Genomic DNA, 26376 nt, shown 5'->3' with positions numbered 1-26376 from the left:
TAGGGAATCGTCCGAAAACAGGGTAGATAGTTTTCGGGCGTTTTTTTTATTTTCATCGTATTTTCCACCTCATTCCCTTTTATCCTCTAACACGGTCGAGACGAATGAGGAGCTATAATTTAGGTGTAGGCAAGTTCAGTTTTTTAAATAAGCATTAGGGGGAACGACAATGAAAAAGAATTTCAAGACCTTGGCGATCGGCCTGGTTGTTGCTTTAAGCTTAAGTGCATGTGGAAGCAACAACTCGGAGAATGCTCCGAGCAACAGCCCGAGTAATAACCCAGGCAACAACGTAGGCGCAGATGTATCCTATGATCCATTAGCGAAATTTCCAGAGCCGGTAGAAGTGACCTTAGGCAGAGGAATTGATCCCACCTATAAGTATGAAGGCAACGATTCAGCGGAGGACAACCTGTACACTCGCTGGCTGAAAGATTCCTATAATATTGTGGTCAAACACGATTGGGAAGCTTCAAACACGGATTACGGCCAAAAAGTAAGTTTAGCTATTGGAAGCAATGATCTGCCAGATGCAATGCTGGTTAATGAAACCCAGCTAAGACAAATGGTTAAAGCCGATCAGTTGGCGGATTTGACGGAAGTATACAATAAGTTCGGAGCAGATAGACTGAAGCAGATCTATGATTCGAACCCAGGGCTGCTTGAGGGTGTAACCTTTGACGGCAAATTGTATGCTCTACCTGAAACGACACTGCCTTCCGCGCCGATGACCTGGATTCGCAAGGATTGGCTTGATAAGCTCGGCCTGGAAGCTCCAAAATCGTTGCAGGATCTCGAGAACATAGCGAAAGCCTTTGTTGACAACAAAATGGGCGGAGAAAAGACATTAGGCATAGTAGGTACTCAGCAAGGCGGATCACTTTATTCTAATTTCCTTGCTTCTGGCGACCATTATCTGAACTTCTCGTCAGTGTTCTTCTCGAACAAAGCGTATCCAGGCATCTGGGTGACAGATGAAAGCGGGAACGCAGTATACGGCTCCACGACACCTGAGACCAAGAAAACATTGGCTACGCTGCGGGATTGGTACGCCAATGGTATTTTGGATAAAGAGATCGGCTTGAGGAAAAGCACTCAAGAGGTCATAACAAGCGGGCAAGCAGGTATTTTCTTCGGACCGTGGTGGACTCCGTATAATCTGACGGATTCAATCAAAAGCGATCCGAACGCCAACTGGAGACCGTATATCGCGCCATTGGACGAGTCGGGGGCATTCAATTCCAACCAAACTACAGGCAGCAATTATATCGTTGTGAAGAAGAACTACAAAAATCCAGAAGCGGTCATCAAGATGCTCAATATTCATGTCAGCGAGAAACAGGAAAGTTATAAAACAGCTGTAGGCAAAGAATTAACATCTCAGGAAATTCCGTTGTTCCTAATTATGGGCCTTGGCGATCAATTGCAATATGCCGTAAAAACAACACAAAAGGTTCTTAATGGTGAAATGAAGCTGGAGGACGTGGATAAACTCAATTACGGTTTTACCTATGAGCTTGCTTCGCATGTTAATAATGTGAAGACAGAACCTTTTGATAACTATGACATCCAGTATTGGGACCAACAAAAAGATCCGGACTTCTTCTCGCACATTTACTCCCATTTGAACGGCGGCTCAACCTTTGTGGATGCCGAAATTAATTGGGTGAAGAGTCTGGCAACCGCACAAACGAAAACAATGCAAACCAAATGGACGAATTTGAAGAAAATAGAAGATGAAACGTTCCTGAAAATCATTATGGGCAGCGCTCCATTAGATGAATTCGACACATTCGTGAAGAAGTGGCAGGAGCAAGGTGGAGATCAAATTACTAAAGAAGTAAATGAATTGAAATAAAGTAGAATGGTCAAGGCGGGTGGAGGGTTCACTCGTCTTGACTATCCTTTTTAAGGGGAAATTAAAATGCTTAACCGAAGCGCTTATAAACATTACTATTTGATGCTCCTACCCGGATTATTGTGGCTGTTTTTTTTTAATTTACTTCCTATGTATGGGATTCTGATGGCATTCAAAGATTTTAACCCGGGCTTAGGCATATTTAAGTCAGAGTGGATCGGCCTGGATAACTTTACGTATATGTTTGAGCTTGATGACAGCAAACAAGTATTTAAGAACACTGTTTTTATCGCCTTGTTAAAAATGATTGGCAATTTGATCTTCCCTCTGGTATTTGCACTCATGTTGAATGAAGTGAGGAACAGATTGTTTACAAGGTCCGTTCAAACGATTGTGTATTTGCCGCATTTTTTATCTTGGGTTATTGTTGCCGGTATTATGCTTGATATCCTGTCGTATTCAGGACCGGTCAACCAGATTTTTTCTGTATTTGGCGTTGAGCCGACTCTGTTTTTTGCTAATGCCAATCTGTTTCCTTGGCTGGTTGTGTTAAGTGATGTTTGGAAAGAGTTTGGTTTTGCGGCCATCATTTATTTTGCAGCGTTAACCTCTATTAACCCTGAAATGTACGAAGCAGCAGCCATTGACGGAGCTTCCCAATTTAAAAGATTGATAAGTATCACCCTTCCTAGTATTTTGCCGGTTGTGGTTTTACTTGGAACATTAAGTTTGGGCAATATTTTGAATGCTGGATTCGATCAAATATTCAATCTTTACAATCCATCGGTATATTCAACAGGCGATATTATTGATACCTGGGTCTACAGAGCGGGCTTGCTGGATATGCAGTACGGGCTTGCGACAGCCGTTGGGCTGCTTAAATCGGTTATTGGTTTGTTCCTGATCTCAGTCTCATACGGACTGGCCTATCGCTTTGCGAATTACAGAATTTTTTAGCAGAAAGATGTGATGATAATGGTAGAAGAACGTTCGGTTCTATCAAAGCTGTTTAATGGTTTCAATATATTCTTGCTCGTAGTGATCACGCTTCTTTGCATATTGCCCGTTTGGTATACGCTGGTTGTTTCATTAAGTGATAGATCGGCAGTTGCCGCCGGCCAGGTTTTTATTTGGCCTCAAGGCTTTACGTTTGGCTCTTATGAAACCATCATTGATGACGGTCAGTTTTTTAGGTCATTTTTCATTTCAGTGCAGCGTGTATTCTATAGTGCCATCATTACTTTTTTCATCGTGTTGTTAATGTCGTATCCGCTCTCCAAGACATCTAAAGAATTTAAGCCCAGAAACATTTTCATGTGGCTTCTCATTTTTTGTATGTTGTTCGGCGGCGGGTTGGTTCCATGGTACATGACGATGAAATCTCTCGGTTTGATCAACACCATTTGGGGACTTGTGCTTGGAGGCGGCCTGCCTGTTTTTAATGTCATACTGGTCATGAATTTCTTTCGGAATTTACCGAAGGAGATGGAAGAATCCGCACTGATCGACGGAGCAGGACCATGGCGCATTCTGTTTGGAATTTTCTTGCCATTATCTACACCGGTGCTGGCAACTATACTGGTGTTTACGATCGTAGGACATTGGAATGAATTTTTCCAGGCTCTCGTGTTAATGACGAAAAATGAAAATTATCCTTTGCAATCCTATATTCGTCAAGTGACGATTGTTATCGATCCCTCCAAAGTGGACGCGGAATCGGCTAAACGGCTTACAAGCCTGTCCAATCAGACGTTAAATGCAGCGAAAATTTTCATTTCCATGCTTCCTCTTTTAGTTATTTATCCATTTTTCCAAAAGTATTTTGTTAAAGGAATAACGCTTGGTTCTGTGAAGGGCTGATATGAATAGATTGGAGAAATTGAAATGCAAACTAGCGAAACGATCCATCCAGACAAAAGTGACTTAGTTCCTGTTATAGGAAATGATTGGCGAATAGGTTCAATTCAATCGGTTCATAGTGAAAAAGATAACGTTTATTTATTCCGTGGTGAGAACGCGACTCTCCTGCTTCAGCCGGTCAATGAGTATATCGTTCGTGTGAAGCTGCTGTTGGATCATGTACTTGATTTGAGTTCTACAGTCGCTGTTCAAGACGATGCTTTCAACCAGGTTGAAGTTCAATTGGAAGAAACTCCTCAGCAGTATAAGCTAATACTGCCGGCTCTTACGGTGGTCTTGGAAAAGTCGGATGCCCGATTGGATTTCTACAATGCCGATGGCGAACTGATCTCTAAGGAAGAAGAGCTCTTCAAGGCAGGTCGAGGTGAGTATGGTTGTAGAAAACAGATGGAACCGGACTCTCATATTTATGGATTAGGGGAAAAAACAAGCTTTTTGGATAAAAAGGGTGAAAAGTATAACATGTGGAATTCGGATGTTTATGATCCCCATGTACCCGAAATTGATTGCCTATATGTATCCATTCCGTTTCTAATTCATTTTCGCTACGATAAGCCTACGTACGGTATTTTTCTGGATAATCCGGGCCGTTCTTCGTTTGATATGCGCACGAGCGAAAATTCATACACGTTTCAAATCCACTCAGGCACGATTGATTATTATTTCGTTTACGGGCCTGATCTGAAGGATGTAGTAAAAAACTACAGCGGCTTGACGGGGCGGATGGATCTCCCGCCCGCTTGGGCAATCGGCTATCATCAATCCCGTTATAGCTATATGAATCAGGAAGAGGTCATGACACTAGCCAGAAACTTCCGCGACAAAAATATCCCTTGTGATGTTATTCACTTGGATATTCACTACATGGATGAGTATCGTGTGTTTACTTTTGATCCGGTAAGGTTCCCGAACCCTAAAGAGATGATTAATGAGCTAAAGGAAATGGGCATCAGAATTGTTCCAATCGTGGATCCTGGTGTCAAGAAAGACGCTGAATATCTTCCGTATCAAGAAGGCATAAAAAACGATTATTTCTGCCGCAAGCTCGAAGGCGAATTGTTTATCGGTAATGTTTGGCCGGGAGCGAGCGCATTTCCTGATTTTACGGAAGAGGAAGTACGCAGTTGGTGGGGGGAACAGCATAAGTACTATACAGATCTCGGAATCCATGGGATTTGGAATGACATGAATGAGCCTGCCGTGTTCAACGCTACAAAAACAATGGATCTTGATGTGGTACACGGAAACGACGGAACCCCAAAAACTCACCGCGAGATTCATAATCTTTATGGAATGCTAATGTCGATGGCAACGCAGCAAGGATTAAAGAAACAGTTGAATGGAGAGCGTCCGTTTGTATTGACACGTGCAGGTTATGCGGGCGTACAGAAGTATGCAGCCACTTGGACGGGAGATAATCGCAGCTTTTGGGAACATCTTGCCATGGCTATTCCGATGGTGCTCAATCTAGGCTTATCCGGCCAGCCATTTTCCGGTCCTGATATTGGTGGTTTTGCCCACGATGCTACTCCGGAATTACTGGCTCGTTGGACACAAGCAGGAGTGTTTTTTCCCTATTGCCGCAATCATAGTGTTCTTGAATCCGTGCGCCAAGAGCCTTGGGTATTCGGGCCGCAAGTTGAAGAGATCTGCCGTAAATATATTCGCTTGCGTTATCGTCTGCTGCCTTATTTGTATACACAGTTTTATGAAGCGAATCAAACAGGGCTGCCAATTATGCGTCCGCTCATTCTCGAATATCCGAATGATCGCAACGTCTATAATTTATGCGATCAATTCTTAGTGGGCAACGGCTTGCTTGTAGCCCCTATTCTTCGTCCAAGCACGGAGTACCGTGCGGTTTATTTGCCGGAAGGAGAATGGATCGATTATTGGACGGGCGAACGTCATATAGGAGGAGGTCAAATATTGGCGCATGCGCCTGTTGATGTGCTGCCGCTTTATGTCAAGGCAGGAACCATGCTTCCGGAGCTTTCCGATGATCACTGGAAACCAGAAATGAACGAGCAGGCAAACATCACACTTATGATTTATACTGGCGCAGCGGGCAGCGAATCATATGGTCAATGGTATGAGGATGATGCCCGGACTTATGATTACGAGAACGGTGCTTACAATCTATTAGGGACATCTGCGGCATTTAAGCAAGATTCTATGACGCTGAGGCTTAAGTATCAACTAAAAGGATTGTCAGATGAACGTAAGATGTTGGATTTAAATGTGAAATCGTTGAATTTTGTTCCAAATAATATCGAAATCGTCACATCTAATGGAAGCATTAGTCTTGAGGAATTCGGCGGTACCTGGTCATACGATGCCGAGATTCAGGAACTTAAGCTAAAGGTGCCTAATACATTCGATGATATGGAGTTAGTCGTACAAATATTAAAGTAAGATAGACACAGTAATAGCCTAATCCCTGTCATCGCGCAGAAGGGATTAGGCTATTTTCGTGTTTATTAAGCATATCTGGAAAATGTTGTTTACCTGCTAAATAAGTTATTTTTAATAACTGTCTATGAAATTATAAGAGGGGGAGCATTAGATGGAATTTAGGGTTAATTATGATCACAATAAATTTGTTGATCTTTATCTATACCTTTTATAATTCCATACTTATTACCCCAGTCACACATTGTGTTTAATACTGGTACAAATGATCTTCCTAGATCAGTTAAGCTGTATTCTACTTTTGGAGGTATCTCATTAAATACTTCTCTTTGTACAAGTCCATCTCTTTCTAACTGTTTCAATTGATCTGTCAAGACTTTTTGGGTAATTCCAGGTATTAATTCGTAAAACTCTTTTGTTCTTACTGATTTTTGACTCAAGAAGAATAGGATTAAACATTTCCATTTTCCACCTGCAATATTCATGAAAATATTGATTCCAGTATTATACTTAACCATGTTCCTGTTCCTCCTGAATAGGTACCTAAAAGTGGCTATACCACATTTTTGTGCGTTATTTTCTTATTAATTATTACTTGAATCAATTTCATAATGCATAGTTAAAGAATCGTAGACTAACCGAATGTGAGCATTTTCGTTTTTTAAATTATGCTGCTACTTCTTGTAATTGGCGACTTAGACGATCGCATGCTAACTTTGTGCAATTATAAACCAGCGTTACCAAGTTAAAATGTGCTTTCGCTTTTTGACCTGTTCGATGTCTTACATTGTTCAACTGGAAGAATTCCTTTAGGTAAGCATTCACTCTTTCGACTGCAGATCGTTTTTTAGCGATTTCTTTCCAAAGTTTCGAGCCTCGAGCCGGAGCACTATACTTTCTAAGATCAATTGTGATCTTCATCTTGTAAACCTTCTGGCAAAGTGAATCATGCGTTAATGGACAGCTCTCACATTCTTTCGGTCGTACGTATTTGAGCGTTTCATATTTCGAGTCGTAGCTGTCGTAACGATACGAATGCTCTCTCACACAGGTAGGGGCGAAGTGTTCGTCAAACCCGACAAGTTCGGGTTCTCGCCGACGGTTATAAGCGATAACGGCATGAGCCTTCGCTTCTCGCACTTGCTTATATATGGGCTCATAATCGTAACCTGCATCCATCGCTGCATAGTTGAAATGGAAATTTGGATGCTGCAAAGCAATCCCTTTTAGGAGCGGAATCGCGGCTTTACCATCATTCAAGTTCCCAGAAGAGAGCATGGCTCCAAGGATATATTGACTCTTGGTTCCGACTGCAAGATGACCTTTATAGCCATACCAAAAGACGTTTTTCCCATCACTATTTTTCTTGATTCCCCACTGCGGGTGAAGAGGCATTTCATCCCTTAGAACATGGAACGTCTCGCTGAGTTGTGCAGCGATTTCTTTCTCGAAGATTGGCTTTTGTTTCTCTTCTTCTTGTTTTTGTTCGAGCCAAGCTTCACGTTCGGCTTTTGATTTTCGACCACGCTTTTTAGGTTTGGGTTTTTCCTTTTCTTGCTTTGCAGGCGCTTGATCCCGAGCCTCGATATGAGTTGCATCTATGGCAACGGTATCGTCCGTAATGAATGATTCTGCCATGGCTTGCTTTAACAACTGGTCTTGCATTTCTTCTAGCGCATAGCTTTGGCTCATCTTGCGCACCAGCCTGGAATAGGAAGATGCAGAAGGAATGGCTTCTGAAAGCATAAAGCCACAATCCAAGCGGAATAGGATGTCATGCTGAAGACGCTTTATTAAATCTTTGATCGTAGGAATACGTTCAACGATTCTAACGATTAAGGAATAGACCATCGCCCTGTAATTCACTTCAACGGGAGCGCCATAAAGAGATGTTTTTCTGACCAAGCGCAAGATAGGCGTAATATCGATGGTAGAGAAAATCTCAAGGAAACGATCTTTTTGTTCCATTTCATAAAGCTCTTGCAGGGTAAATAAGCTCTCGTGTCGTATATATGGCATAGGGAGTTCTCCTCGTCTCTTTCGGTATGGTGTGGTTACTTTACCTATTCGAGATTTGGGGAGGTACTCCTTTTTCTATGCCTTAAGAAGCTAGTCCTAGCAAGGCTTTATTATTATGAAATTGATTCACTTACTATAATAAAAGAAGCAATAAATAATGATTTCGGAGTTGATAAAATGAGTGTGAAAAATATTTTGGAAAAAAGACGTTCAGTTAGACATTATGATTCAAGTTATAAAATAAGTTCAGAAATTCTAACTTCATTAATTGAAGGTGCAAGTAAGTCGCCCAATGGAAATAATATTCAAGCAACTCGATACTTAATTATTGATGATCCAGACTTAAGAAGTTTATTGTTACCTATAGCTTTTAATCAACAACAAGTGGTAGAAGCTTCAGCTTTAATTGTTATGCTTGGTGATTATCAAGCATTTGAAAAAGATAATATCATTAAGATACATGAAGAAGGATTTCAAGCAGGTTTTTTTGATGAAGCGCTAAGGGATTATCTAGCGAATGCTGCAGTGAAATATTATGAAAATAAATCAAATGAAGATCTAAAGCTAGAATTAATTAGAGATGTAAGTCTTGCTTCAATGTCATTAATTTTGTTAGCAAATGAAGCAGGCTTTGAAACAATTACTATGTCAGGCTATGATTCTAAGAAATTAAAAGCAATCTTAAATATTTCTGAAAGGTATTTAGATGTTATGCTTATAGCTATTGGTAAAGGTACTAAAGCCGGTCATAATACCGTAAGGCATAATGTAAATAAGGTAATGCATAGAAATATAATAATTTAGTATTCTTAAAAATGCCATTATATTAACTCGATTTGTATAAAGTACGCATAATCCTTTAATCTGATATAACGACATAAAATCAAGCTAATTTCTGCACTGCCAAAGAAGTTGACCGCAAATCCCGGCATTTCTTCGTCAGTGAATTCTTTGTTCTTCTTCATAAGAGGAGGTATGGGGCGATCCATCTTTTTCAATAGCTTTGGCAAAATAGTTCCTGCACCATAAGACTGCAAAGTCGAACACTCCGTTTCTTCAGAACGATCTGCTCGCTTCGCTAAAACTTCATTTTTTATGTTCAAGTTATATAGTTTGAAATATATGATAAAAGCGGCATCATATTTATGTGCTTGAAGTAACGATACGTACAACAGAAATAACGAAGACCGCTGCTTTGAGCGGTCTTCGTTATTTCTGTTGTACGCTTTAAACCAGCGTTCTATGATTGGGTAAAATAAGGGATTTAACATCAAGAAAATAGGTGATAGCGAGTGCGCATGCACCCATAACGCAGGAATTTCTTCCGAGTGAGGATATAGCAAGCTTGCGATAATGACTAATTTTAGAGTTGAGATTTTGTTTGATTTTGTTCAAGGCATCGGGATACATTCGCAATAGCTCGCTATCTAATACAACGACATCGGGATTGTACATATTGATCATGTTATTCAGACCGATGGAGAGGTAATAAATAGTTTTCTGCAATAGCTCCTCTACCTCTGAATCGCCTTCAGCAAGCCACTGTTCTATTTGCTGATAGGATACGTCTTTCATTCCTCTTTTTTGAGATAAATATTCAAAGACACTTGATTCGGACGCATATTTCTCAAAGCAGCCTTTATTGCCGCAATTGCAAGGATGACCTTCCGGTACAACAATCATATGGCCAATTTCTCCGGCAAATCCATCATGACCACGGAAAAATTTATCGTTCATAATCATACCTAAGCCAATGCCTTTATAGAAAGTAGCACATAGTAGATTGTCAGTTTCATGATGGATAAAAACTCTTTCGGCTAGTGCGCTTAAATTAGCATTATTTTCGATGAAAATTTTATTGCTCACAGTTTTCTCTAGATCACTCTTCAAATCAATATGGTTCCAGTGAAAACGAGGCGCATAATGGATAACCTCATCGCTTGCAACAAGACCATGCACCGCAATAACAATACCTACAATGCCGTAACGACTGCCCTGAAATTGTTCATTGTACATGGCAATATAATTAATTAACAGGGAGAGTATTTCTTTATAGTCGGTACTAGGCGTTTTAATGGAGGCAGAAGCTATTGGTCTGCCGAGTAGGTCGGAAAGGATGAACTTAATTTCATCGTAGGCGAGATCGATGCCAAGGGCATAGCCTGCTTCTGCATTCAAAGAGAGCATGATTGGCTTACGACCGACAACGTTATGCTCTAGCTGCGTCTCCACGACTAAGTCTTCTTCTAATAGATCAGCTACTTGTGATGAGATTGTTGCTCTGGTTAAAGCAGTAACCTTGGATAACTCTGCTCGTGAGATCATGCCTTCTTTTAAAATCCCTTTAAGAATTGAAGCGCGATTCATCTTTTTTATGTAGGCCGCATCACCGATAATCATGTTTTCCCCCATATCAAGCAAGCAAGTGTAGTATGTCTATTATATCAGTTTATCCGTTGCTAGAGGTCATAATACGGTTATTGTTGCAGAAGTTTGTAGATAGTAGAGGAAGAGTTGCCTTTATGGGCAGATAAAGCAGTTGCAAGCGTAATGGTTCCATGTACCATACTCTTGTTTTATTGTCAGAGGTAAATCACAGGTTCTTGCCGCAACTGATTTTTTTGTAGGAAGGCTCGTACGTGGAGGAATGTTTCTAATAAATTTTCAATAGAATGTATGGTGAGTCTAAAATTTGTCAGTCGTTTTGCCGACAAATAGTATACATAAGTAAATTGACAACTAAGGGCAAGACTAATTTAGTGGGGTGGATGATCAGAGATGGAATGGTATTTAAAGGTGTTAAAAAATTATGTAGGTTTCTCAGGGAGAGCGCGGCGCACAGAATATTGGATGTTTGTTCTCTTTAATTTCATTGCAGCAGTTGTACTTGGTATACTGCAATCAATCATCGGTATTGATCCATTTTTAACATCGATCTATTCTTTATTTGTTCTTTTACCGTCGTTAGCTGTTGCAGTTCGCAGACTGCATGATACGGGAAGAAGTGGCTTGTGGCTGTTAATTGCTCTTATTCCACTGATTGGTGCTATCATTCTGATTGTCTTTTATTGCCAAGACAGCCAAGATAACAATCAATATGGACAGAATCCAAAAGTGTTTGGCGAGAAGGTTTAAGAACAGAATAAAAACAAGGAGAGGCCTAATTTAGGCTTCTCCTTGTTTTTATTTATGTATCGGCGATAATCCTGCATTGAGTTGGAGCCCCTTTAACGTTTATAATAAAACGAGAAAATTACAAAAGAAAAGGTGTCATTCATGAGCATATTAAATGTAGAACGACTAAGTCACGGCTTTGGAGATCGCGCGATTTTCAACGACGTATCTTTTCGCTTGCTGAAAGGCGAGCATATTGGGCTGATCGGCGCTAACGGCGAAGGCAAGTCCACTTTTATGAATATCATTACAGGCAAGCTCCAGCCCGATGACGGCAAGGTTGAATGGTCGAAGCGCATGCGCGTAGGCTATCTCGATCAGCATGCCGTGCTTAGCAAAGGGTTAACCATGCGCGATGTATTGAAGGGTGCCTTTCAGTATTTGTTCGACATGGAGCAATCGATGAATGATATGTATCTGAAAATGGGAGAGGTATCCCCTGAGGAGCTCGAGCAGCTGCTTGAGGAAGTTGGAACGATTCAGGATACGCTGACCAATCAGGATTTTTATTTGATTGATGCGAAGATCGATGAAACGGCAAGGGGCCTTGGGCTAACTGATATTGGTTTGGATAAGGACGTTAATGATTTAAGCGGGGGACAGCGGACGAAGGTACTGCTTGCGAAACTATTGCTTGAGAAGCCGGATATTTTGCTCCTGGATGAGCCTACGAACTATCTCGATGAGCAGCATATTGAATGGTTGAGGCGTTACCTGCAGGAGTATGAGAATGCGTTTATTCTTATTTCGCATGACATCCCATTCCTCAACAGCGTCATTAACCTGATTTATCATATGGAAAACCAAGAGCTTAACCGCTATGTCGGCGATTATGACTATTTCCAACAGGTTCACGAAATGAAAAAGCAGCAATTGGAATCGGCCTACAAGCGCCAGCAGCAGGAAATGGCTGAGCTCAAGGATTTTGTAGCCCGCAACAAAGCGAGTGTTGCTACACGCAACATGGCGATGTCTCGCCAGAAGAAGCTCGATAAGATGGATGTCATTGAGATTGCGAAGGAGAAGCCTAAGCCGCAATTTAACTTTAAGGACGGCAGAACCTCCGGCAAGCTCATCTTTGAGACGAAGGAGCTTGTCATCGGTTATGACAGCCCATTGTCCCGTCCGCTTGATCTGCGTATGGAGCGCGGTCAGAAAATCGCACTTGTAGGCGCCAATGGCATCGGTAAAACGACGCTGCTGCGCAGTATTTTGGGAGAGATTCCAGCGATTTCAGGTACAGTGCAGCGTGGCGAGCACCAGCAAGTAGGTTATTTCCAGCAGGAAATGAAGGAAACGAATTACAATACTTGTATCGAGGATGTATGGAAAGAGTTTCCTTCCTATTCGCAATTTGAGGTGCGTGCAGCTCTGGCTAAATGCGGACTTACGACCAAACATATTGAGAGCAAGGTTGCCGTGCTTAGCGGTGGCGAGAAAGCGAAGGTCCGTCTTTGCAAGCTGATCAATAATGAAACAAATCTACTCGTGCTGGATGAGCCGACCAACCACTTGGACGTGGATGCGAAGGACGAGCTTAAGCGCGCCCTGCAGGCCTATAAAGGCAGCATTCTGCTCATTTCCCACGAACCGGAATTTTACCGCGATGTCGTTACAGAAACGTGGAACTGCGAATCCTGGACCACGAAAGTATTTTAGAGGACAAAGCAGCATAATTAGGGCTGTGGCCGATCTAATCGATTTTGATTAGATGGGCCTTTTTGCCGTAAGGGATGCAGTTGGAAGAGCATCGAAGCTGCGGGAGATGTATTTGCTCAGAGCACGAATTCCCATTTACGCCGCACGCAGGCTATCCTGCACATTAGCATTAACTTCGCTCTTTTTAGCCTCGCCGAGCTGCTTATCCTGCACATTTGCATTAAAATGGCTCAAATTCAGCCCGTGTGGCACCTGCAAGGCTGTCTATAATGCAGGGGTGCAACATAGACAAGCGGTGGCATGAAAAACCCGCTGCTATCCTGCAACAGTGCAGGATAGCAACGGGGCGGGGTTAGTTGTAACAAAGCAAATGGAGCCGATTAAAGAGAGAGCGAGTGCTCTTGTTACTTGTCGAGCTTGAATGCCTATGCGGCATCAATAGCAAGCACCTTTAGCAATTGCGCACCCGTATCCGTGAAGAGGGCGGTTTCAGCCTCTACGTAGCCTAAATAGCGAAGGGAAAATAAGGCATACTCATATTCATTTCCGAAAAAACTTCCCCAGCATATTTAAAAGCTTGATCGCATAGCATCAGTCTCTAAATTTCCTGATTGCATTCTTTTTCCAAATCTGCTAACATGTAAATTAATTAGTGGAAGCGCATACATAAATGCAAAATTTACAACGTTGTAAAAATAATAAGGAGAGTGATAGATAATAAGTGTAATCCTTAATTAATGAGGAATATCTCATTTCTGATGAGAAAAATATTTTGTATAAGAACTAAAGTATAATCAATTTTTCAAACGTTGTAAATTTGATTTTAGAACGGTTTGTTTAAAGCTTTCAGCCCAGTTTATTGGAGAAGGATGTGTGCATTCGTGAAGAGTAAATTCTCGAATTTGCTAATGCTGATCAGAAGGGATAAGTATCTGCTGATCATGTTTCTACCCATCTTTTTGTATTATTTTATTTTTATGTACCTGCCTATGCCCGGAATTCTAATTGCCTTCCAAGACTATATTCCCGGAAAAGGGATTTTCGGCAGCGATTGGGTGGGGTTCAGATGGTTTATCCAGTTCGCGGAGTCAAAATATTTTTGGAGACTGCTGCGCAATACGTTTCTGCTCGCATTTTACCCGCTGTTGTTTGGTTTTTCTATTCCGATTTTGTTCGCCATTTGCGTCGTTGAAATAAAAAATCGCACTTTCAAGCGATTCGCACAGACGATCACCTATCTCCCGCATTTTATATCTACGGTCGTCATTGCCGGTATGATCATTAACTTCCTCTCACCTACAGATGGCATTATCAACACACTAATCACAAAGCTTGGCATGGACAAAATCAATTTTATGATGGAGCCCGGATGGTTTAGGGCGATCTTTACAGGTTCAGACATCTGGCAAAGCTTCGGATTCAGCTCCATCATTTATATCGCCGCTATCATGAGCATTGACCCGGAGTTGTACGATTCAGGGAAAATAGACGGTGTTAACAAATTTCAAGAGCTTTGGCATCTTACGCTTCCGAGCATAAAGCCTACGATTGTCATTTTGCTTCTATTATCGCTTGGCGGTGTGATGAGCGTCGGATTCGAGAAGGTTTATCTGCTATATAACGGAGCTACCTATGAAACGGCAGATGTTTTGTCTACTTATGTATACCGAATGGGGATCGAAGGGCAGAACTTTGGGTTCGCCACAGCCATCGGCTTATTTAATTCCATTATTACTTTCGTGCTCGTCTTTTCTGCGAACTGGTTGTCCCGTCGGGCAACGAATATGTCGCTTTGGTAACGCCTACTTACTCCATTAAATGTTAAGGAGCCTAATCATGAGAAAATCAATGACCGATCGGACGTATTACGGACTGGTCTATTTCATCACGATCTTGGCGGTTGTCGTGACCCTATATCCGTTTGTCTATGTCATCAGTATTTCTCTTAGCTCGGTCAGCGCGATCGACAAGCAGCTGGTGACGCTGCTGCCAGTAGATTTTACTTTAGAAGGTTACAAAATGGTGCTGCAGTATCCGGAGATATGGACCTCTTACTACAATACGATCTGGTACACCGTAGTCGGAACGATACTCAACATTTTCGCTACCTGTCTAGCCGCATTTCCGCTGTCACGCGCTAAGTTTTTTCTAAGGAGAAAATTAAATTTTTTCATTGCTTTCACCATGTATTTCTCAGGGGGACTCATTCCGGTCTATATGCTTATTACAACGCTTGGACTTTACAACTCTAGATGGGTAATGGTGCTTCCTGTACTCGTTATTACATTCAATGTGATGATCTGTCGCTCGGCCTTCGAGGGTATTCCGAATGAAATATTTGAGAGTGCGAGTATCGATGGCGCGAACGATCTGACGATGCTGTTTCGCATCGCCGTGCCCATTGTGAAGCCAACGCTTGCGGTGCTTACGCTGTATTACGCCGTATTTCACTGGAACAACTTTTTCTCCGCGCTGCTCTATTTAGGCAAGCAGGATTTGCAGCCGCTGCAAATTTTTCTAAGGCGGGTTCTGATTATGGCCTCACCGGAGATCATGCAGAAGATGGGCGGAGGAACAGCTACGAGTGCGCTTGCTGTCTCGACGCTGCAGGTTAGATATGTATCTATCGTGGTCAGTATTATACCGATAATAACAATTTATCCGTTTATACAGCGTTATTTTGTCAAAGGAATCACACTTGGGGCTGTGAAGGGATAAGTCGTATTCGGGAGCTGAAGCTTGGCTATAAAGGGGGTGATTCGCAGTAAGTAACCATTCATATCGATCATTTCGCTGTTGCATCAGGGGGAAACTGCATCACGGCTATGCTCATTTCATGAGGAGGGAAAGTCTAATGTCCAATAGGTTAAAAGGGGTCAAATCATTAATCGTTGTCGGCACATTGGCAGCACTTGTCGCAGGCTGCAGCAATTCGGGAGGCAATGTAGACAAGGCAACGAACGCGGAGAACGAAACAAGCTTCACTTACACGGGAGCGGGACCGATAACGGATAAGCCTGTTACGTTGTCGATACTGGGTACGAATGCATGGTCGACGAACGTTGATCTTGCGAAAGCAGATATTGTGAATGAAATCGTTAAGCGTGCAGGGATTGAGGTCAATTGGGAGCTGATTCCGCCTCAAAACTATGCGGATGCCGTAAGTCCGAGACTAGCTGCGGGCATCGACCTTCCAGATATCGTGTATATGCCGGATCAGGACCAGCTAATGAAATATATCAAGAGCGGATTGGTCATTCCCATTAATGAGCTGTATGAAAAATACGCAGTTAATTTGAAAAGCATCTATGAGAAATCGCCGGATATAAAAGCGAGCCTTACGACACCAGACGGAAAAATGTATTACGTCCCTCAGCAGGTGCTGACTAAAAACTATATGCCGCTATTTATGGTCAATATGAGATGGCTGGATGCTTTAGGCTTGAAAGAGCCGACGACGCTGGACGAATTCACTGAAATGCTTCGGAAATTCAAAAATGATGATCCGAACCAGAACGGTGAGCAGGATGAGGTTCCTTTTACATCCGATCCGAAATTTATACCGATGGCGTTCGGCCCTGTATTTGGCATGGACTTATCGAATCAGTTTTATACCGATGACAGCAATAAGGTTCATTTCGGCTATTATGAGCCCGTGTACAAAGACTATTTGACTTATTTGAACGGATTATATAAGGAAGGTTTGCTTAGCATGGATTTTGCGAGTACAACGGGAGATCAGGTCACTGCCAGATTTTCGCAAAATACAGCAGGGGCGACCTTCAACTTTAGCTGGTACACGTCTATGGTTTACAGTCCGTTGTTTGCCGATTATGACCCAAGCACGCCGATCATTAAAGGGATTCTGCCTCTGAAGGGGCCGGGCGGCGATCAGTTCTATGTAGGTAGAACGCCGGTCAGCGGAATTTTCGGCATATCCAAAAACAGCAAAAATCCAGATGCGGCATTTAAATTTTTAGACATGGCTGTGAGCGATGAGGCTAAGGACAACTATACTTGGGGGCTCGAAGGTATAACCTATGAGGTAGTTGACGGCAAGAAGCAGTTCACAGAACAAGGGAAAAATAATGATTTTATTCAGAAGCTTGGCATAGGTCCGGTTAACCTGCCGAATATGCAGTCAACGGATTCAACGGATGTACTGGTCGCGCCTTGGCATGCGGAAATGGACAAAAAAATTGAGCCGTTTATTAAAGCTCCTTTTCCATTCGTATATGCTCTGCCAGAGGAAGCTAGCATAGAGAACCAATACATGGCCGACATTACCACCTACGTGGATGAGATGAACTTGAAGTTTATTACAGGCAAAGAAAACTTGGATAAGTTCGACGCGTACTTAAGCAGCCTGAAGGGTATGGGCATTGAAGAGGTACTTGAAGGCAAGCAAGCGCAATACGACCGGTACATCGCTGCTGTTAAATAATATAGTTAGGCTGGTACTATATAAGTTGAACTTGGAAATTGAAGTTTAAGCGAAGCGAGAAGATCGTTCTGGAGAAACGAAGTGTTCGCCTTTGCAGCCGGATTCTTACCTTTAAATGTCTTAGGAAATCAAAGAATCTGGCTGCAACAGCGATTGTAAGAATAATCTTCTCGCGCAGCGCCCAAAACGTAAATGTTTAGTTCAGCTTATATAGCATCTTAAAGTGAGTTTCGCTCTCTGATGCTAGTACGGTACTACTAAACATAGCCCTAAATCGTTTATGATGAGAGGTAAAGAGCGACAGGTTGAAAGAGGTGTCAATAAGACGTGATTACGATTAAAGACTTAGCAAAGCTGGCAGGAGTAAGCTACAGCACGGTGTCCAAAGCATTAAACGGAGATCCGCTTATTAAGCCTGCCACTAGGCAGAAGGTGCTGGCAATTGCCGAGAAGCACAACTACCGTAAAAACATTATGGCGACACAGCTATCCTCCGGGAAAAGCAATATTATCGGTTTCGTATTGGACGAGCTTAGTAATCCATTATTCTCTAATATCTCGAAGAAGCTGCATCAGGAGCTAAAGGATCGCGGGTATCAAATGATTTTGGTCGTACCGACCGATGGACTTGAAATTTTCAGTCAGCTAAGGGTAGATGGTTGTATCTTCTGGGACTATATGCCGGATCATAGAGAGCAGTTTTTGAAGGAATTTTCTAATATTCAAATTCCCTGCTTCCTGCTAGGTTCCGAGGACAGCCCGAATTCTCCATATATCAAAATAGATCGAAAAGAAGGGATCTTCAAAGCCGTCGAGCATTTGAAGTCATTTGGCCATGAACGGATCGGGTTTATCGGCGATTCGCAGGACATAAAAATTCGCGGCTTTAAAGAGGCTCTCCAGCGGACTGGACTAGCTTATTCGGCCGATTCCATACTGCCAGCCATCTCCTCCTGGGAGGATGGTTACCTAGCTATACGCAATTATACCTTCGGGGATTCCTCTCCGACCGCCTTTATCGGGCTAAATAATATGGTAACCAGAGGCGCGCTGCGCGGCTTGCTGGAGAGGGGCTTCAACGTTCCTCAGGATATTTCATTGATCGGATATGATGACACCCCCGATATGCAGTATGCAGAGGTGGCTATTACGACGATCGGTCCGCCGCTTGATGAATTAGCGTCGATGGCAGCGGAGTTAATTGTTGCACTCATTAAGAAAGAGAATGTCGAATACCCAGTAGTTATACAACCGCAGCTGTACCCGCGTCATTCTGTTATGCGCTGCAAGGGATCGAAGTAGCAGGATGAACTAAAGGAGGCTCTTATATGAAAACGGAATCAAAGCTGGCTTGGTCACAAAAAATAGCGGAGACCATTACTCAGCAGACAGACGCAAACGGTTACCACGAGTTCCCGTCGGGACGCTGGGCTTATGTAGAGGGAATGCTGCTTATGGCGATGTCTCGGGTCGGTATTCACTATGGCAATGAAAACGATATCTCGTTTATGAAGAGGCATATGGACTTATTTGTTAACGAGGATGGCTCAATTAAGAGCTATTCGTTAGAGGAATATAATCTTGACCAGATCAATCAAGGTAAAAATTTGTTCCTGCTTCTTGAGATGACTGGCGATAGCCGCTACGAGAAAGCAGCTCATCTCCTCGCTGCTCAGCTGCTAGGTCAGCCAAGAACGTCAGAAGGAGGCTTTTGGCATAAAAAGGTTTATCCTTATCAAATGTGGCTGGACGGCTTGTACATGTCCTCGCCGTTTCTTGCCCAGTATGCGAAAACCTTCAACAAGCCGGCGTTGTTCGACGAGGTTGCTCATCAACTGCTGCTGATCGAGAGCAAAACGCGAGACAAGGCAAGCGGTCTGCTCTATCATGGGTGGGATGAATCAAAGGAACAGGTATGGGCAGATGCAGTTACCGGCTGCTCGCCTCACTTTTGGAGCAGAGCGATGGGCTGGTATGCGATGGCGATTGTAGATAGTCTGGAGCACTTTCCAATTGACCATCCGAAGCGGGGAACGATTGTTGGCCTATTCGAGAGAATGTGCCGGGCACTCGGACGGGTGCAGGAAGCAGATAGCGGGCTATGGTTTCAAGTACTCGATCAGGGCTTCCGTAAAGGCAATTATTTGGAGGCATCGGGCTCATGCATGTTCGTCTATGCGATGGCAAAGGGACTGCGCTTGCGTTATCTGGAGAGGGATCTGTACGAGACCGCAGCCAAAGGCTTCAATGGCATTATTACACACTTAATAGAAGAGGATGATAACAATATCCATCTTCATTCTATTTGTCATGGAGCAGGACTTAGCTTAGATCGCGACGGCTCCTATGGTTATTATATCGGGGAGCAGGTCGTATCGGATTCCTTCATGGGTGTAGCGCCGTTTCTGCTTGCCGCGCTTGAAGCGGAGAAGCTGGGGCTAGGGGAAGGCTAATACGGAATAGGCATATAAACAATGGCAACCTGCAAATAGGAGGGATACAAACATGATTGTCGCAAAGGACGGAAGCGGGGATTTTACAACCGTTCAGGAGGCGGTTAATGCCGTACCTCCTAATTCGGCAGAACAGGTAATCATTACGATTAAGAATGGCATTTATAAAGAAAAGCTGCATATCGAGAAACCGATGATTACACTTCTTGGAGAAAGTGCAGAGCATACGATCATTACCTACGATGATTATGCCTTAAAGGCTTTTCCGGACGGAGAGCTCTACCATACGTTTCATTCCTATACACTCTTTGTCGGGGATGATGATTTCAGCGCGGAGCAAATCTCATTCGTTAATTCTGCTGGAAAAGGCGAAGAGGTCGGGCAGGCGCTTGCAGCTTATGTTGATGGCGATAGGGCAATGTTTAGAAAGTGTCGATTCATCGGCTGGCAGGATACGCTCTTTACAGGACCGCTGCCGCCATACCCGGTTGATCGCAGCACCTTCGGCGGACCGAGAGAGGGTCTGCCGAGAAAAAACGTACGCCAATATTATGAGGATTGTTATATTGAAGGCGATGTTGATTATATATTCGGCTCAGCAACGGCAGTATTTAATCGATGCGAGATTTTCACAAAAAACAGGCTCGAGGGGCAGAGCGGAGTCAATGGATGGATTACGGCGGCATCTACTCCGGTTGAATTGGCGTTTGGTTATGTGTTTCTTCATTGCCGGCTGACGAGCAATGCACCGGCACAAACTGTTTATTTGGGCAGGCCCTGGCGGGAGCATGCAAAGGCGGCTTTTATCCAGTGCTGGCTTGGAGAGCATATTATTGCTGAGGGCTGGCATAATTGGAACAAGCCGGCGAGTGAGCAAACGACGTTTTTTTCAGAGTATAGCAGCAGCGGACCGGGAGCTCATTCAAGCGGACGAGCAAGCTGGTCGCATATGCTGAACGATGAAGAAGCAGGTGTATTTAATATGGTTCATATTTTAGCAGGTGAAGATGGTTGGACTCCTGTTTCATAAACATGAAAAAGCCCGGAAGGCCAGCAACTGCTGACCTTTCGGGCTTTATTACTATAAAGTGCCTATTGTTATTTTTCCCATTTAAAAAGAAAAAACGCCAATGCCCAGCAAACGATTGCAAACCCAATCATGACCGCAAGCTCAGTGCCAAACGAGGAAATGGGTTCGCCCAGCCACACTCCACGCGCAAGATCTACGAAATAAGTCATAGGCAGCCACTGGCTCAGCTTTTGCATGAATGCTGGCAGGATGTCTAGCGGCATGGAAATGCCGGATAGAAACAGCGATGGGAAAAACACAATCATAGCAAGGCCGCTGGCTGCTGCTGGTGTCTTGGCAAGACCTGACAAGGCGAAGCCTAGGCAGAAGAAGCTCAGACAGCCAAACAATAAACAGGCAAACAGAAGCAGCATCGAGGATACGGAAAAATGAATATCCCATAAGAGACTGGCCACAATGATGATTTCAACGGCTCCAGCCAAGACGAGAAAGATGCCCTGAATGGAGTGTGAGAGCAGGACAGCTGCCGAACGAATAGGGCTGACCCGGTATCTTCTCAAAATACCACTCTCACGCTGCGTAATCATGTTAATGCTTAATGTAAAAACAGATACCGTTATGACATTCATGGCGCATAATGCTGGAATATAGGAATCAATATATCGAGTGCCTTCCAGCTCGCCAGGCTGATTGCCGAACATGGAGCCGAATATGACAAGCATCAATACAGGATAAATGAGCATCCAAAATATCGTCAGCCAATCCCGGAGATAGAGACGGAAATCAAAGGCAATAAGCCGAACTAAAGCGTTCATCCTGCAATCCCCTTCCCGTTAGCGGTCATTTCAGTAAATACGTCGTTCATGGACGCATCCTCAATTCGGAGCCCGCTAACCATCCAATCCTCTGCTGCTGCCAAATGGAATAATGCCTGCAGTGTCTCATCAATAAGGCTCGATTGCAGCCTTATCGTATCCGCTCCCCATTCCACATCAACGACATGCGGCAGCTTGGCGAAGCTGTCTTGCTCGGATTTTCCATTGTTCTTAAAGCTGATGCGCTTCGTGCCGCCGAGCATTGCAATTAGCTTCTGCGGAGTGTCCAAAGCGACGAGCTTCCCGCGGTTGATGACTGCGATCCGGTCACATAAGTGTTCGGCCTCTTCCATATAATGCGTGGTCACGACAATCGTTCGTCCATCCTGCTTCAGACGGTGAATCATTTCCCACATTTCATTACGCGCGTTCGGATCGAGTCCCATGCTGGGCTCATCGAGAAACAAAATCTCAGGATCATTAATTAGCGCAAGGGCCAGAGATACGCGCTGCTTCCAACCGCCAGAGAGCGATTTAATGTAGGCATTTTGCTTATCCTCAAGACCGAGGAAGGTAGAGATTTCTTTTGGGTCAGCCGTTTTCTTATATAAGGAGCCGAACAAGCTCAGCACCTCATGTACTTTAGCTTTTTCCGGCATGGAGGTTGCTTGGAGCAGAACGCCGATGCGCTGCTTGATCTCCTGCGCCTGCTTGCGAATGTCGAGACCTAGAACCGTTGCTTCGCCACTGTCTACCGAACGCAAGCCCTCGATAATTTCAATTAAGGTCGTTTTTCCAGCACCATTGGGTCCTACGATGCCAAATACCTCGCCCTTGTTCACCTGCATCGACATATGATCGACTGCAACGGTGCTGCCATATCGTTTGCATATTTTATCCAGCTGAATGACGGTTTGCATTGCGAGCTTCCTCCTCATATTCGTAGATCTACAGCAAGTTATGTTATTTATTGTAGGTTGAGCTTTGATCATTAGTCAATGAATTCCACGCTCTGTTTTGCTGGTTCAGTTGTATAGGCGAGTGCAATATAAGATATGCTGACTGTAGACAACAAAGCTTGCAGATGCTAGCTTTAAGATTGCGAACGAGAATTGATGCAGCCATAGGCTGCTGGTTGATAGACTTTTATACTATTAAGAAAAGCGGTGACAGAATGAGCAGCAGCGAAAATCCGATTTATCGTTTTAGTGAAGCGCCCATTTGGGAGCTGCAGCGCTCTTACTTTGAAGAGCAAGGCATTAAGGCTTGGGAGAGCGATGAGGTGCCGCAATACATTACGAGCAATCCTGTAATCGGTACTGCTTACGCAGAAATTATATTCAGCTTTCTTCAGGATCGAGCGCAGCTGGGTGAGTCAGCTGAGCCTGTCACGATTGTTGAGCTTGGAGCGGGCTCAGGGCGCTTAGCCTTTCACGCGCTGAAGGCGCTGACGGCGCTGGTGGATGAAGCAGAGCTAAAGCTGCCTCCCTTTCGTTATGTCATGAGTGATCTGCCGCTCAAAAATATAACCTATTGGCAGCAGCATGAAAGCTTACGCTCTTTTACTGAGCAAGGGCTGTTGGATTTTGCTAAGTTTGACGCTGTGCGGGATACGGAGCTGCATTTGACGCAGGCTGGAATCACTTTGCGAGCAGGTGATTTGAGACAGCCATTGCTGATCATCGCGAATTATTTTTTTGACAGCATCCCTCAAGAGTTAATTTATGTGGATGAAAGTAAAATTTATGAATGCAGAGTTTCGTATGAACCCGCTGGTGAGACTGAAGCGCTCACTGCGGCAGGCAGGCTGGAGCAGATGGTGCCCGAATATCACTATCATAGAGCGGCCGAATACGAGGAACAGTCGTATCCTTACCGCGAGGTTATTGAGCTGTATAAGCAGCGGCTTGAGGATGCTCATATTCTTTTTCCGACCATCGGTTTGTCTTGCTTGGAGAGGCTTGGGCAATTATCGCCGGAGGGCTTTTTATTGCTGACAGCTGATAAAGGCGACCATCGCTTGGAAAACTGGGAGTTCGCAGAGCCGCCGAAGCTGATTCATCATGGCAGCTTTTCCTTGACGGCAAATTATCATGCGATCCAGCATACGTTTGAGTGTAGGGGAGCTTTGTCTTATTTCACGAAGCATCATTATAAAAATTTGAATGTCGGCTGCATGCTCATGCTGAACACTCCCTCAAGTTATGCCCATACGCGGCTGGCCTATCGACGATTTGTTGACCGGTTTGGACCGGATGACTTTTTTAGCCTAAAGCTGTGGTTTGACGAGCATTTGGGTTTGCTGGACCTTACCCAAATGATTGCCTTCTGGCGTTTGAGCCGTTATGACTCGCAATTGTTTCTTCAGTGCAAGGATCGTTTGCAGGAGCTGCTTCCGGATGCGAGCGAGGAAGAAGCAGGTGATCTGTACGCTGGCATTTCTGTGATGTGGGCTAGCTATTATCCTATGAATGAGCCGCATAATTTAGCATTGGCATGCGCGAATTTGCTTTATCAGCTGGAGCTGTACGAGGCTGCGCGCGAGTTTTTTGAGCGGTCGTTGAAGGCCTATGAAGCAAGCGGTGAGCTGCTGTACAATCTAGCTATTTGCTGCTATGAGATAGAAGATGAGGCAGCGGCCTTAAGTTATGCACAGCAGGCGCTGGCTCTTGAGCCGGGGCATGAGGGGACCGCAGAGCTTATTGCATCATTCGAATAAGGATAAGGAATAGCGAATTAGAAGAATGTTCTGGTTCGTTATTTTCTCAGCGGGCTGAAAGGTTCTGCCAACGGAAACTATCCTTCAGAATTTCCGCACTACCCCTGATGATCACGTAAAAGCTTTTTCATTAGCCATGGTTTAATTAAGGGCAAAACCGTTGCTGGTTGCATGGCTTTCGTATGATCCATGTCGTTTCCCTTCAGAATTTCAACATCCCAATCGAGTTCAGTTAGCAGCTTCTCATTTCTCTCCAATATACCGACGATATCGACCGTTACATTTCCAAAGTTCTCGCCATACACAATGTTATCCTTCTCTCCAGCAAAGGCCAGCTTCGGAAGCAGCAGCCTGTCTTGTATGCTTCGATCATCAAAATTCATTAAATTTTGATACAGGCTCATAAATTGTTTCGCAACCCGGGGATCAATCTTCACGGGGATGTTGTCCCAATCAATCTCTTCCGGTTTTCCCGATGGCTGGGGGGAAGCAACGGTTTTGTGTTCCTTTTGCAGTGCTTGCTCGTAGGCTTTGTTAGTCACCGTCATCATTTCCAAATAGGGTCCTTGATATGGCGGGTACCCTCCCATAATTAAGCTCTCCAGTCGATCGGTTCGGATGGCCAGCTGCAATCCCGCCAAAGCCAGCCAGGAATAGCCATAGTAGCTGAAGGATCGAATCTTCATCTCATCAGCGATCCACAACAAATCCTGTACGATCTGCTCCGGCGTTAGGTGATCCGGGTTCGGATAAGCAAATAAATGTCCTTCATAATCGAAATAAAGAACCTGAAAGGTATCTGCAAGCCCTTCGACAAAATGGTCACCTAGTTCCGGATCTACTCCCCACATATTCAAGTTTTCGGCTTCTTCGCCATAGACAGTTTTTTTAGCAATTGGCAGCATGATTGTCTTGCTATCGGGATTTCCAGCCAATCGCACCTCAATTTCAGAACCATTCATCAGCTTCACCATTTTTATCAATCTGATCACTCCCAAATTGGATTTATATAATAATCATATAACATTCATGCAAGATTCCGGATTGGCCTAACTTTCAGCTTGATATGGCGTACAATAAGTGTATATATCTTGTTGTAGCAGTTGAAGGTTTCACTTTAAACAATGGAGTGATTATAATGGAAGTTGCCTATACGCCAAAACTTATAGCGAAGAAACTAAATGTCAGTACGACCACCTTGCGAAGGTATGAAGAACAAGGCTTGATACCGGAAGTACCAAGAACAGGCAGCAACCGCAGATGCTATACTTCTACTCATCTGCAAGCTTTTGTTACCATTCGAGCAATGTTGAAAGGACATGATATTCCTGTCGTCTACGAGGCGATGAGAAAAATAAAGCATGGGCAGATAGTAGAATCCCTCTGGCTAATCAATGCTCAACAACATAACATTCAAATGGAAAAACAGCGAGTGGAAGAAGTACTGACAATGATCAAACAAACCGACTTCTCTGGATTTAGAAATATGAAGGTAAGTGATGCAATGACGATCGGTGAGGTTTCAGCCATTGCCGGTGTCAATCCCTCCGCCATAAGACATTGGGAAAAAGAAGGGCTGATACGTTCGAGGAGAAATGAAGAAAATGGGTACAGAGTGTTCACATCGCATGAATTAAGAAAAATTATTGTGATCAGTTCCTTAAGAAAAACGGTCTACTTCATAGAGAGCATGAAACAGTTGCTTGATGACTTAGAGTCGCAAACGATGGCTTCCATAGAAAGATCCTTTCAGCTAGCTCTGAAAAAACTGAATGATCAGCTATTCCTGCAATATCAAGGAGTCGCCGAATTGATGAGCTATATAAAAAAATGAAAGCAGCATAAAACCAATACGAATGAACATATATGCAGC

At 43.7% G+C, this 26376-nt stretch carries 22 protein-coding genes; 15 read left to right on the top strand and 7 right to left on the bottom strand.

Annotation, left to right across the window (positions count from 1 at the left end; genetic code table 11):
• The first annotated feature begins 169 nt into the window (after positions 1–169).
• From MHI37_RS27100 to MHI37_RS27085, 4 genes are all read left to right on the top strand, one after another.
• On the top strand, positions 170–1858 hold the full coding sequence (locus tag MHI37_RS27100; RefSeq protein ID WP_076337578.1) for an extracellular solute-binding protein: 1689 nt from the start codon (positions 170–172) through the stop codon (positions 1856–1858).
• A 66-nt stretch (positions 1859–1924) separates the two neighbouring features.
• Positions 1925–2815: an ABC transporter permease subunit gene (locus MHI37_RS27095; protein ID WP_076337579.1), complete on the top strand. Its 891-nt coding sequence runs from the start codon at positions 1925–1927 to the stop codon at positions 2813–2815.
• A gap of 18 nt (positions 2816–2833) precedes the next feature.
• On the top strand, positions 2834–3718 hold the full coding sequence (locus MHI37_RS27090; protein ID WP_076337580.1) for a carbohydrate ABC transporter permease: 885 nt from the start codon (positions 2834–2836) through the stop codon (positions 3716–3718).
• A gap of 24 nt (positions 3719–3742) precedes the next feature.
• Entirely contained in the window at positions 3743–6193 is a 2451-nt protein-coding gene (locus tag MHI37_RS27085; RefSeq protein ID WP_076337581.1) for a glycoside hydrolase family 31 protein, read from the top strand.
• Positions 6194–6357: 164 nt separating this feature from the next.
• On the opposite strand, the gene MHI37_RS27080 is transcribed toward MHI37_RS27085, so the two are convergent.
• Together MHI37_RS27080 and MHI37_RS27075 are read right to left on the bottom strand one after the other, a co-directional pair.
• Positions 6358–6708 carry a winged helix-turn-helix transcriptional regulator gene (locus MHI37_RS27080; RefSeq protein WP_076337582.1) on the bottom strand — a complete coding sequence of 117 codons (351 nt, stop codon included), beginning with the start codon at positions 6706–6708 and terminating at the stop codon, positions 6358–6360.
• A 148-nt stretch (positions 6709–6856) separates the two neighbouring features.
• A complete protein-coding gene (locus MHI37_RS27075) occupies positions 6857–8209 on the bottom strand; it encodes an IS5/IS1182 family transposase (protein WP_076340185.1) in 1353 nt (450 codons plus the stop codon).
• A gap of 177 nt (positions 8210–8386) precedes the next feature.
• Here MHI37_RS27075 and MHI37_RS27070 point away from each other — a divergent pair, with 177 nt between their 5' ends.
• Positions 8387–9013 carry a nitroreductase family protein gene (locus tag MHI37_RS27070; protein WP_076339269.1) on the top strand — a complete coding sequence of 209 codons (627 nt, stop codon included), beginning with the start codon at positions 8387–8389 and terminating at the stop codon, positions 9011–9013.
• Between the two features lie 17 nt (positions 9014–9030).
• On the opposite strand, the gene MHI37_RS27065 is transcribed toward MHI37_RS27070, so the two are convergent.
• Both MHI37_RS27065 and MHI37_RS27060 read right to left on the bottom strand, forming a co-directional pair.
• Complete coding sequence (locus tag MHI37_RS27065; protein WP_144023785.1) at positions 9031–9246, bottom strand: hypothetical protein; 216 nt, start codon at positions 9244–9246, stop codon at positions 9031–9033.
• A 190-nt stretch (positions 9247–9436) separates the two neighbouring features.
• Entirely contained in the window at positions 9437–10609 is a 1173-nt protein-coding gene (locus MHI37_RS27060) for an ROK family transcriptional regulator (RefSeq protein WP_076339235.1), read from the bottom strand.
• Positions 10610–10987: 378 nt separating this feature from the next.
• On the opposite strand from MHI37_RS27060, the gene MHI37_RS27055 reads away from it, so the two are divergent.
• The 8 genes from MHI37_RS27055 to MHI37_RS27020 all read left to right on the top strand — a co-directional run bounded on the left by MHI37_RS27055 (position 10988) and on the right by MHI37_RS27020 (position 20969).
• Complete coding sequence (locus MHI37_RS27055; RefSeq protein WP_076339236.1) at positions 10988–11344, top strand: DUF805 domain-containing protein; 357 nt, start codon at positions 10988–10990, stop codon at positions 11342–11344.
• Between the two features lie 141 nt (positions 11345–11485).
• Positions 11486–13042 (top strand): ABC-F family ATP-binding cassette domain-containing protein, encoded by a 1557-nt coding sequence (locus tag MHI37_RS27050; protein WP_076339237.1) that lies wholly within the window; start codon positions 11486–11488, stop codon positions 13040–13042.
• 908 nt (positions 13043–13950) lie between these two features.
• On the top strand, positions 13951–14841 hold the full coding sequence (locus MHI37_RS27045; RefSeq protein WP_144023787.1) for an ABC transporter permease subunit: 891 nt from the start codon (positions 13951–13953) through the stop codon (positions 14839–14841).
• Positions 14842–14878: 37 nt separating this feature from the next.
• A complete protein-coding gene (locus MHI37_RS27040) occupies positions 14879–15760 on the top strand; it encodes a carbohydrate ABC transporter permease (RefSeq protein WP_076339239.1) in 882 nt (293 codons plus the stop codon).
• Between the two features lie 136 nt (positions 15761–15896).
• Positions 15897–17486: an extracellular solute-binding protein gene (locus MHI37_RS27035; RefSeq protein WP_076339240.1), complete on the top strand. Its 1590-nt coding sequence runs from the start codon at positions 15897–15899 to the stop codon at positions 17484–17486.
• Positions 17487–17813: 327 nt separating this feature from the next.
• Positions 17814–18788 (top strand): LacI family DNA-binding transcriptional regulator, encoded by a 975-nt coding sequence (locus MHI37_RS27030; protein ID WP_076339241.1) that lies wholly within the window; start codon positions 17814–17816, stop codon positions 18786–18788.
• 26 nt (positions 18789–18814) lie between these two features.
• Entirely contained in the window at positions 18815–19939 is a 1125-nt protein-coding gene (locus tag MHI37_RS27025; RefSeq protein ID WP_076339242.1) for a glycoside hydrolase family 88 protein, read from the top strand.
• A gap of 52 nt (positions 19940–19991) precedes the next feature.
• Complete coding sequence (locus MHI37_RS27020; RefSeq protein ID WP_076339243.1) at positions 19992–20969, top strand: pectinesterase family protein; 978 nt, start codon at positions 19992–19994, stop codon at positions 20967–20969.
• A 68-nt stretch (positions 20970–21037) separates the two neighbouring features.
• Here the strand turns inward: MHI37_RS27020 and MHI37_RS27015 are convergent, their stop codons facing one another.
• Positions 21038–21784 (bottom strand): ABC transporter permease, encoded by a 747-nt coding sequence (locus MHI37_RS27015; RefSeq protein WP_076339244.1) that lies wholly within the window; start codon positions 21782–21784, stop codon positions 21038–21040.
• On the bottom strand, positions 21781–22704 hold the full coding sequence (locus tag MHI37_RS27010; RefSeq protein WP_076339245.1) for an ABC transporter ATP-binding protein: 924 nt from the start codon (positions 22702–22704) through the stop codon (positions 21781–21783). Before MHI37_RS27010 ends, MHI37_RS27015 begins: the two co-directional genes overlap by 4 nt.
• Before the next feature lie 254 nt (positions 22705–22958).
• On the opposite strand from MHI37_RS27010, the gene MHI37_RS27005 reads away from it, so the two are divergent.
• The gene (locus tag MHI37_RS27005) at positions 22959–24503 is read left to right on the top strand and encodes an SAM-dependent methyltransferase (RefSeq protein ID WP_076339246.1); all 1545 of its coding nucleotides are present in this window, start codon (positions 22959–22961) and stop codon (positions 24501–24503) included.
• 98 nt (positions 24504–24601) lie between these two features.
• On the opposite strand, the gene MHI37_RS27000 is transcribed toward MHI37_RS27005, so the two are convergent.
• Positions 24602–25486, bottom strand: a complete 885-nt coding sequence (locus MHI37_RS27000) for an alpha/beta hydrolase (protein WP_076339247.1) — start codon at positions 25484–25486, stop codon at positions 24602–24604.
• A 155-nt stretch (positions 25487–25641) separates the two neighbouring features.
• Here MHI37_RS27000 and MHI37_RS26995 point away from each other — a divergent pair, with 155 nt between their 5' ends.
• Positions 25642–26337 (top strand): MerR family transcriptional regulator, encoded by a 696-nt coding sequence (locus MHI37_RS26995; protein ID WP_076339248.1) that lies wholly within the window; start codon positions 25642–25644, stop codon positions 26335–26337.
• Positions 26338–26376: the final 39 nt, after the last annotated feature.

Origin of the sequence: Paenibacillus sp. FSL H8-0548 (assembly GCF_038630985.1) — a bacterium.
Taxonomy (GTDB): Bacteria; Bacillota; Bacilli; order Paenibacillales; family Paenibacillaceae; genus Pristimantibacillus.
The sequence above is the reverse complement of the archived record's forward strand: the minus strand, read 5'-3'. Positions and strand labels throughout refer to the sequence as shown.

Bases quoted from the DNA above. Each gene is read 5' to 3' on its own strand.
- MHI37_RS27100 (WP_076337578.1), top strand. From the start codon at position 170: ATGAAAAAGAATTTCAAGACCTTGGCGATCGGCCTGGTTGTTGCTTTA.
- MHI37_RS27095 (WP_076337579.1), top strand. From the start codon at position 1,925: ATGCTTAACCGAAGCGCTTATAAACATTACTATTTGATGCTCCTACCC.
- MHI37_RS27090 (WP_076337580.1), top strand. From the start codon at position 2,834: ATGGTAGAAGAACGTTCGGTTCTATCAAAGCTGTTTAATGGTTTCAAT.
- MHI37_RS27085 (WP_076337581.1), top strand. From the start codon at position 3,743: ATGCAAACTAGCGAAACGATCCATCCAGACAAAAGTGACTTAGTTCCT.
- MHI37_RS27080 (WP_076337582.1), bottom strand. From the start codon at position 6,708: ATGGTTAAGTATAATACTGGAATCAATATTTTCATGAATATTGCAGGT.
- MHI37_RS27075 (WP_076340185.1), bottom strand. From the start codon at position 8,209: ATGCCATATATACGACACGAGAGCTTATTTACCCTGCAAGAGCTTTAT.
- MHI37_RS27070 (WP_076339269.1), top strand. From the start codon at position 8,387: ATGAGTGTGAAAAATATTTTGGAAAAAAGACGTTCAGTTAGACATTAT.
- MHI37_RS27060 (WP_076339235.1), bottom strand. From the start codon at position 10,609: ATGATTATCGGTGATGCGGCCTACATAAAAAAGATGAATCGCGCTTCA.
- MHI37_RS27055 (WP_076339236.1), top strand. From the start codon at position 10,988: ATGGAATGGTATTTAAAGGTGTTAAAAAATTATGTAGGTTTCTCAGGG.
- MHI37_RS27050 (WP_076339237.1), top strand. From the start codon at position 11,486: ATGAGCATATTAAATGTAGAACGACTAAGTCACGGCTTTGGAGATCGC.
- MHI37_RS27045 (WP_144023787.1), top strand. From the start codon at position 13,951: ATGCTGATCAGAAGGGATAAGTATCTGCTGATCATGTTTCTACCCATC.
- MHI37_RS27040 (WP_076339239.1), top strand. From the start codon at position 14,879: ATGAGAAAATCAATGACCGATCGGACGTATTACGGACTGGTCTATTTC.
- MHI37_RS27035 (WP_076339240.1), top strand. From the start codon at position 15,897: ATGTCCAATAGGTTAAAAGGGGTCAAATCATTAATCGTTGTCGGCACA.
- MHI37_RS27025 (WP_076339242.1), top strand. From the start codon at position 18,815: ATGAAAACGGAATCAAAGCTGGCTTGGTCACAAAAAATAGCGGAGACC.
- MHI37_RS27020 (WP_076339243.1), top strand. From the start codon at position 19,992: ATGATTGTCGCAAAGGACGGAAGCGGGGATTTTACAACCGTTCAGGAG.
- MHI37_RS27015 (WP_076339244.1), bottom strand. From the start codon at position 21,784: ATGAACGCTTTAGTTCGGCTTATTGCCTTTGATTTCCGTCTCTATCTC.
- MHI37_RS27010 (WP_076339245.1), bottom strand. From the start codon at position 22,704: ATGCAAACCGTCATTCAGCTGGATAAAATATGCAAACGATATGGCAGC.
- MHI37_RS27005 (WP_076339246.1), top strand. From the start codon at position 22,959: ATGAGCAGCAGCGAAAATCCGATTTATCGTTTTAGTGAAGCGCCCATT.
- MHI37_RS26995 (WP_076339248.1), top strand. From the start codon at position 25,642: ATGGAAGTTGCCTATACGCCAAAACTTATAGCGAAGAAACTAAATGTC.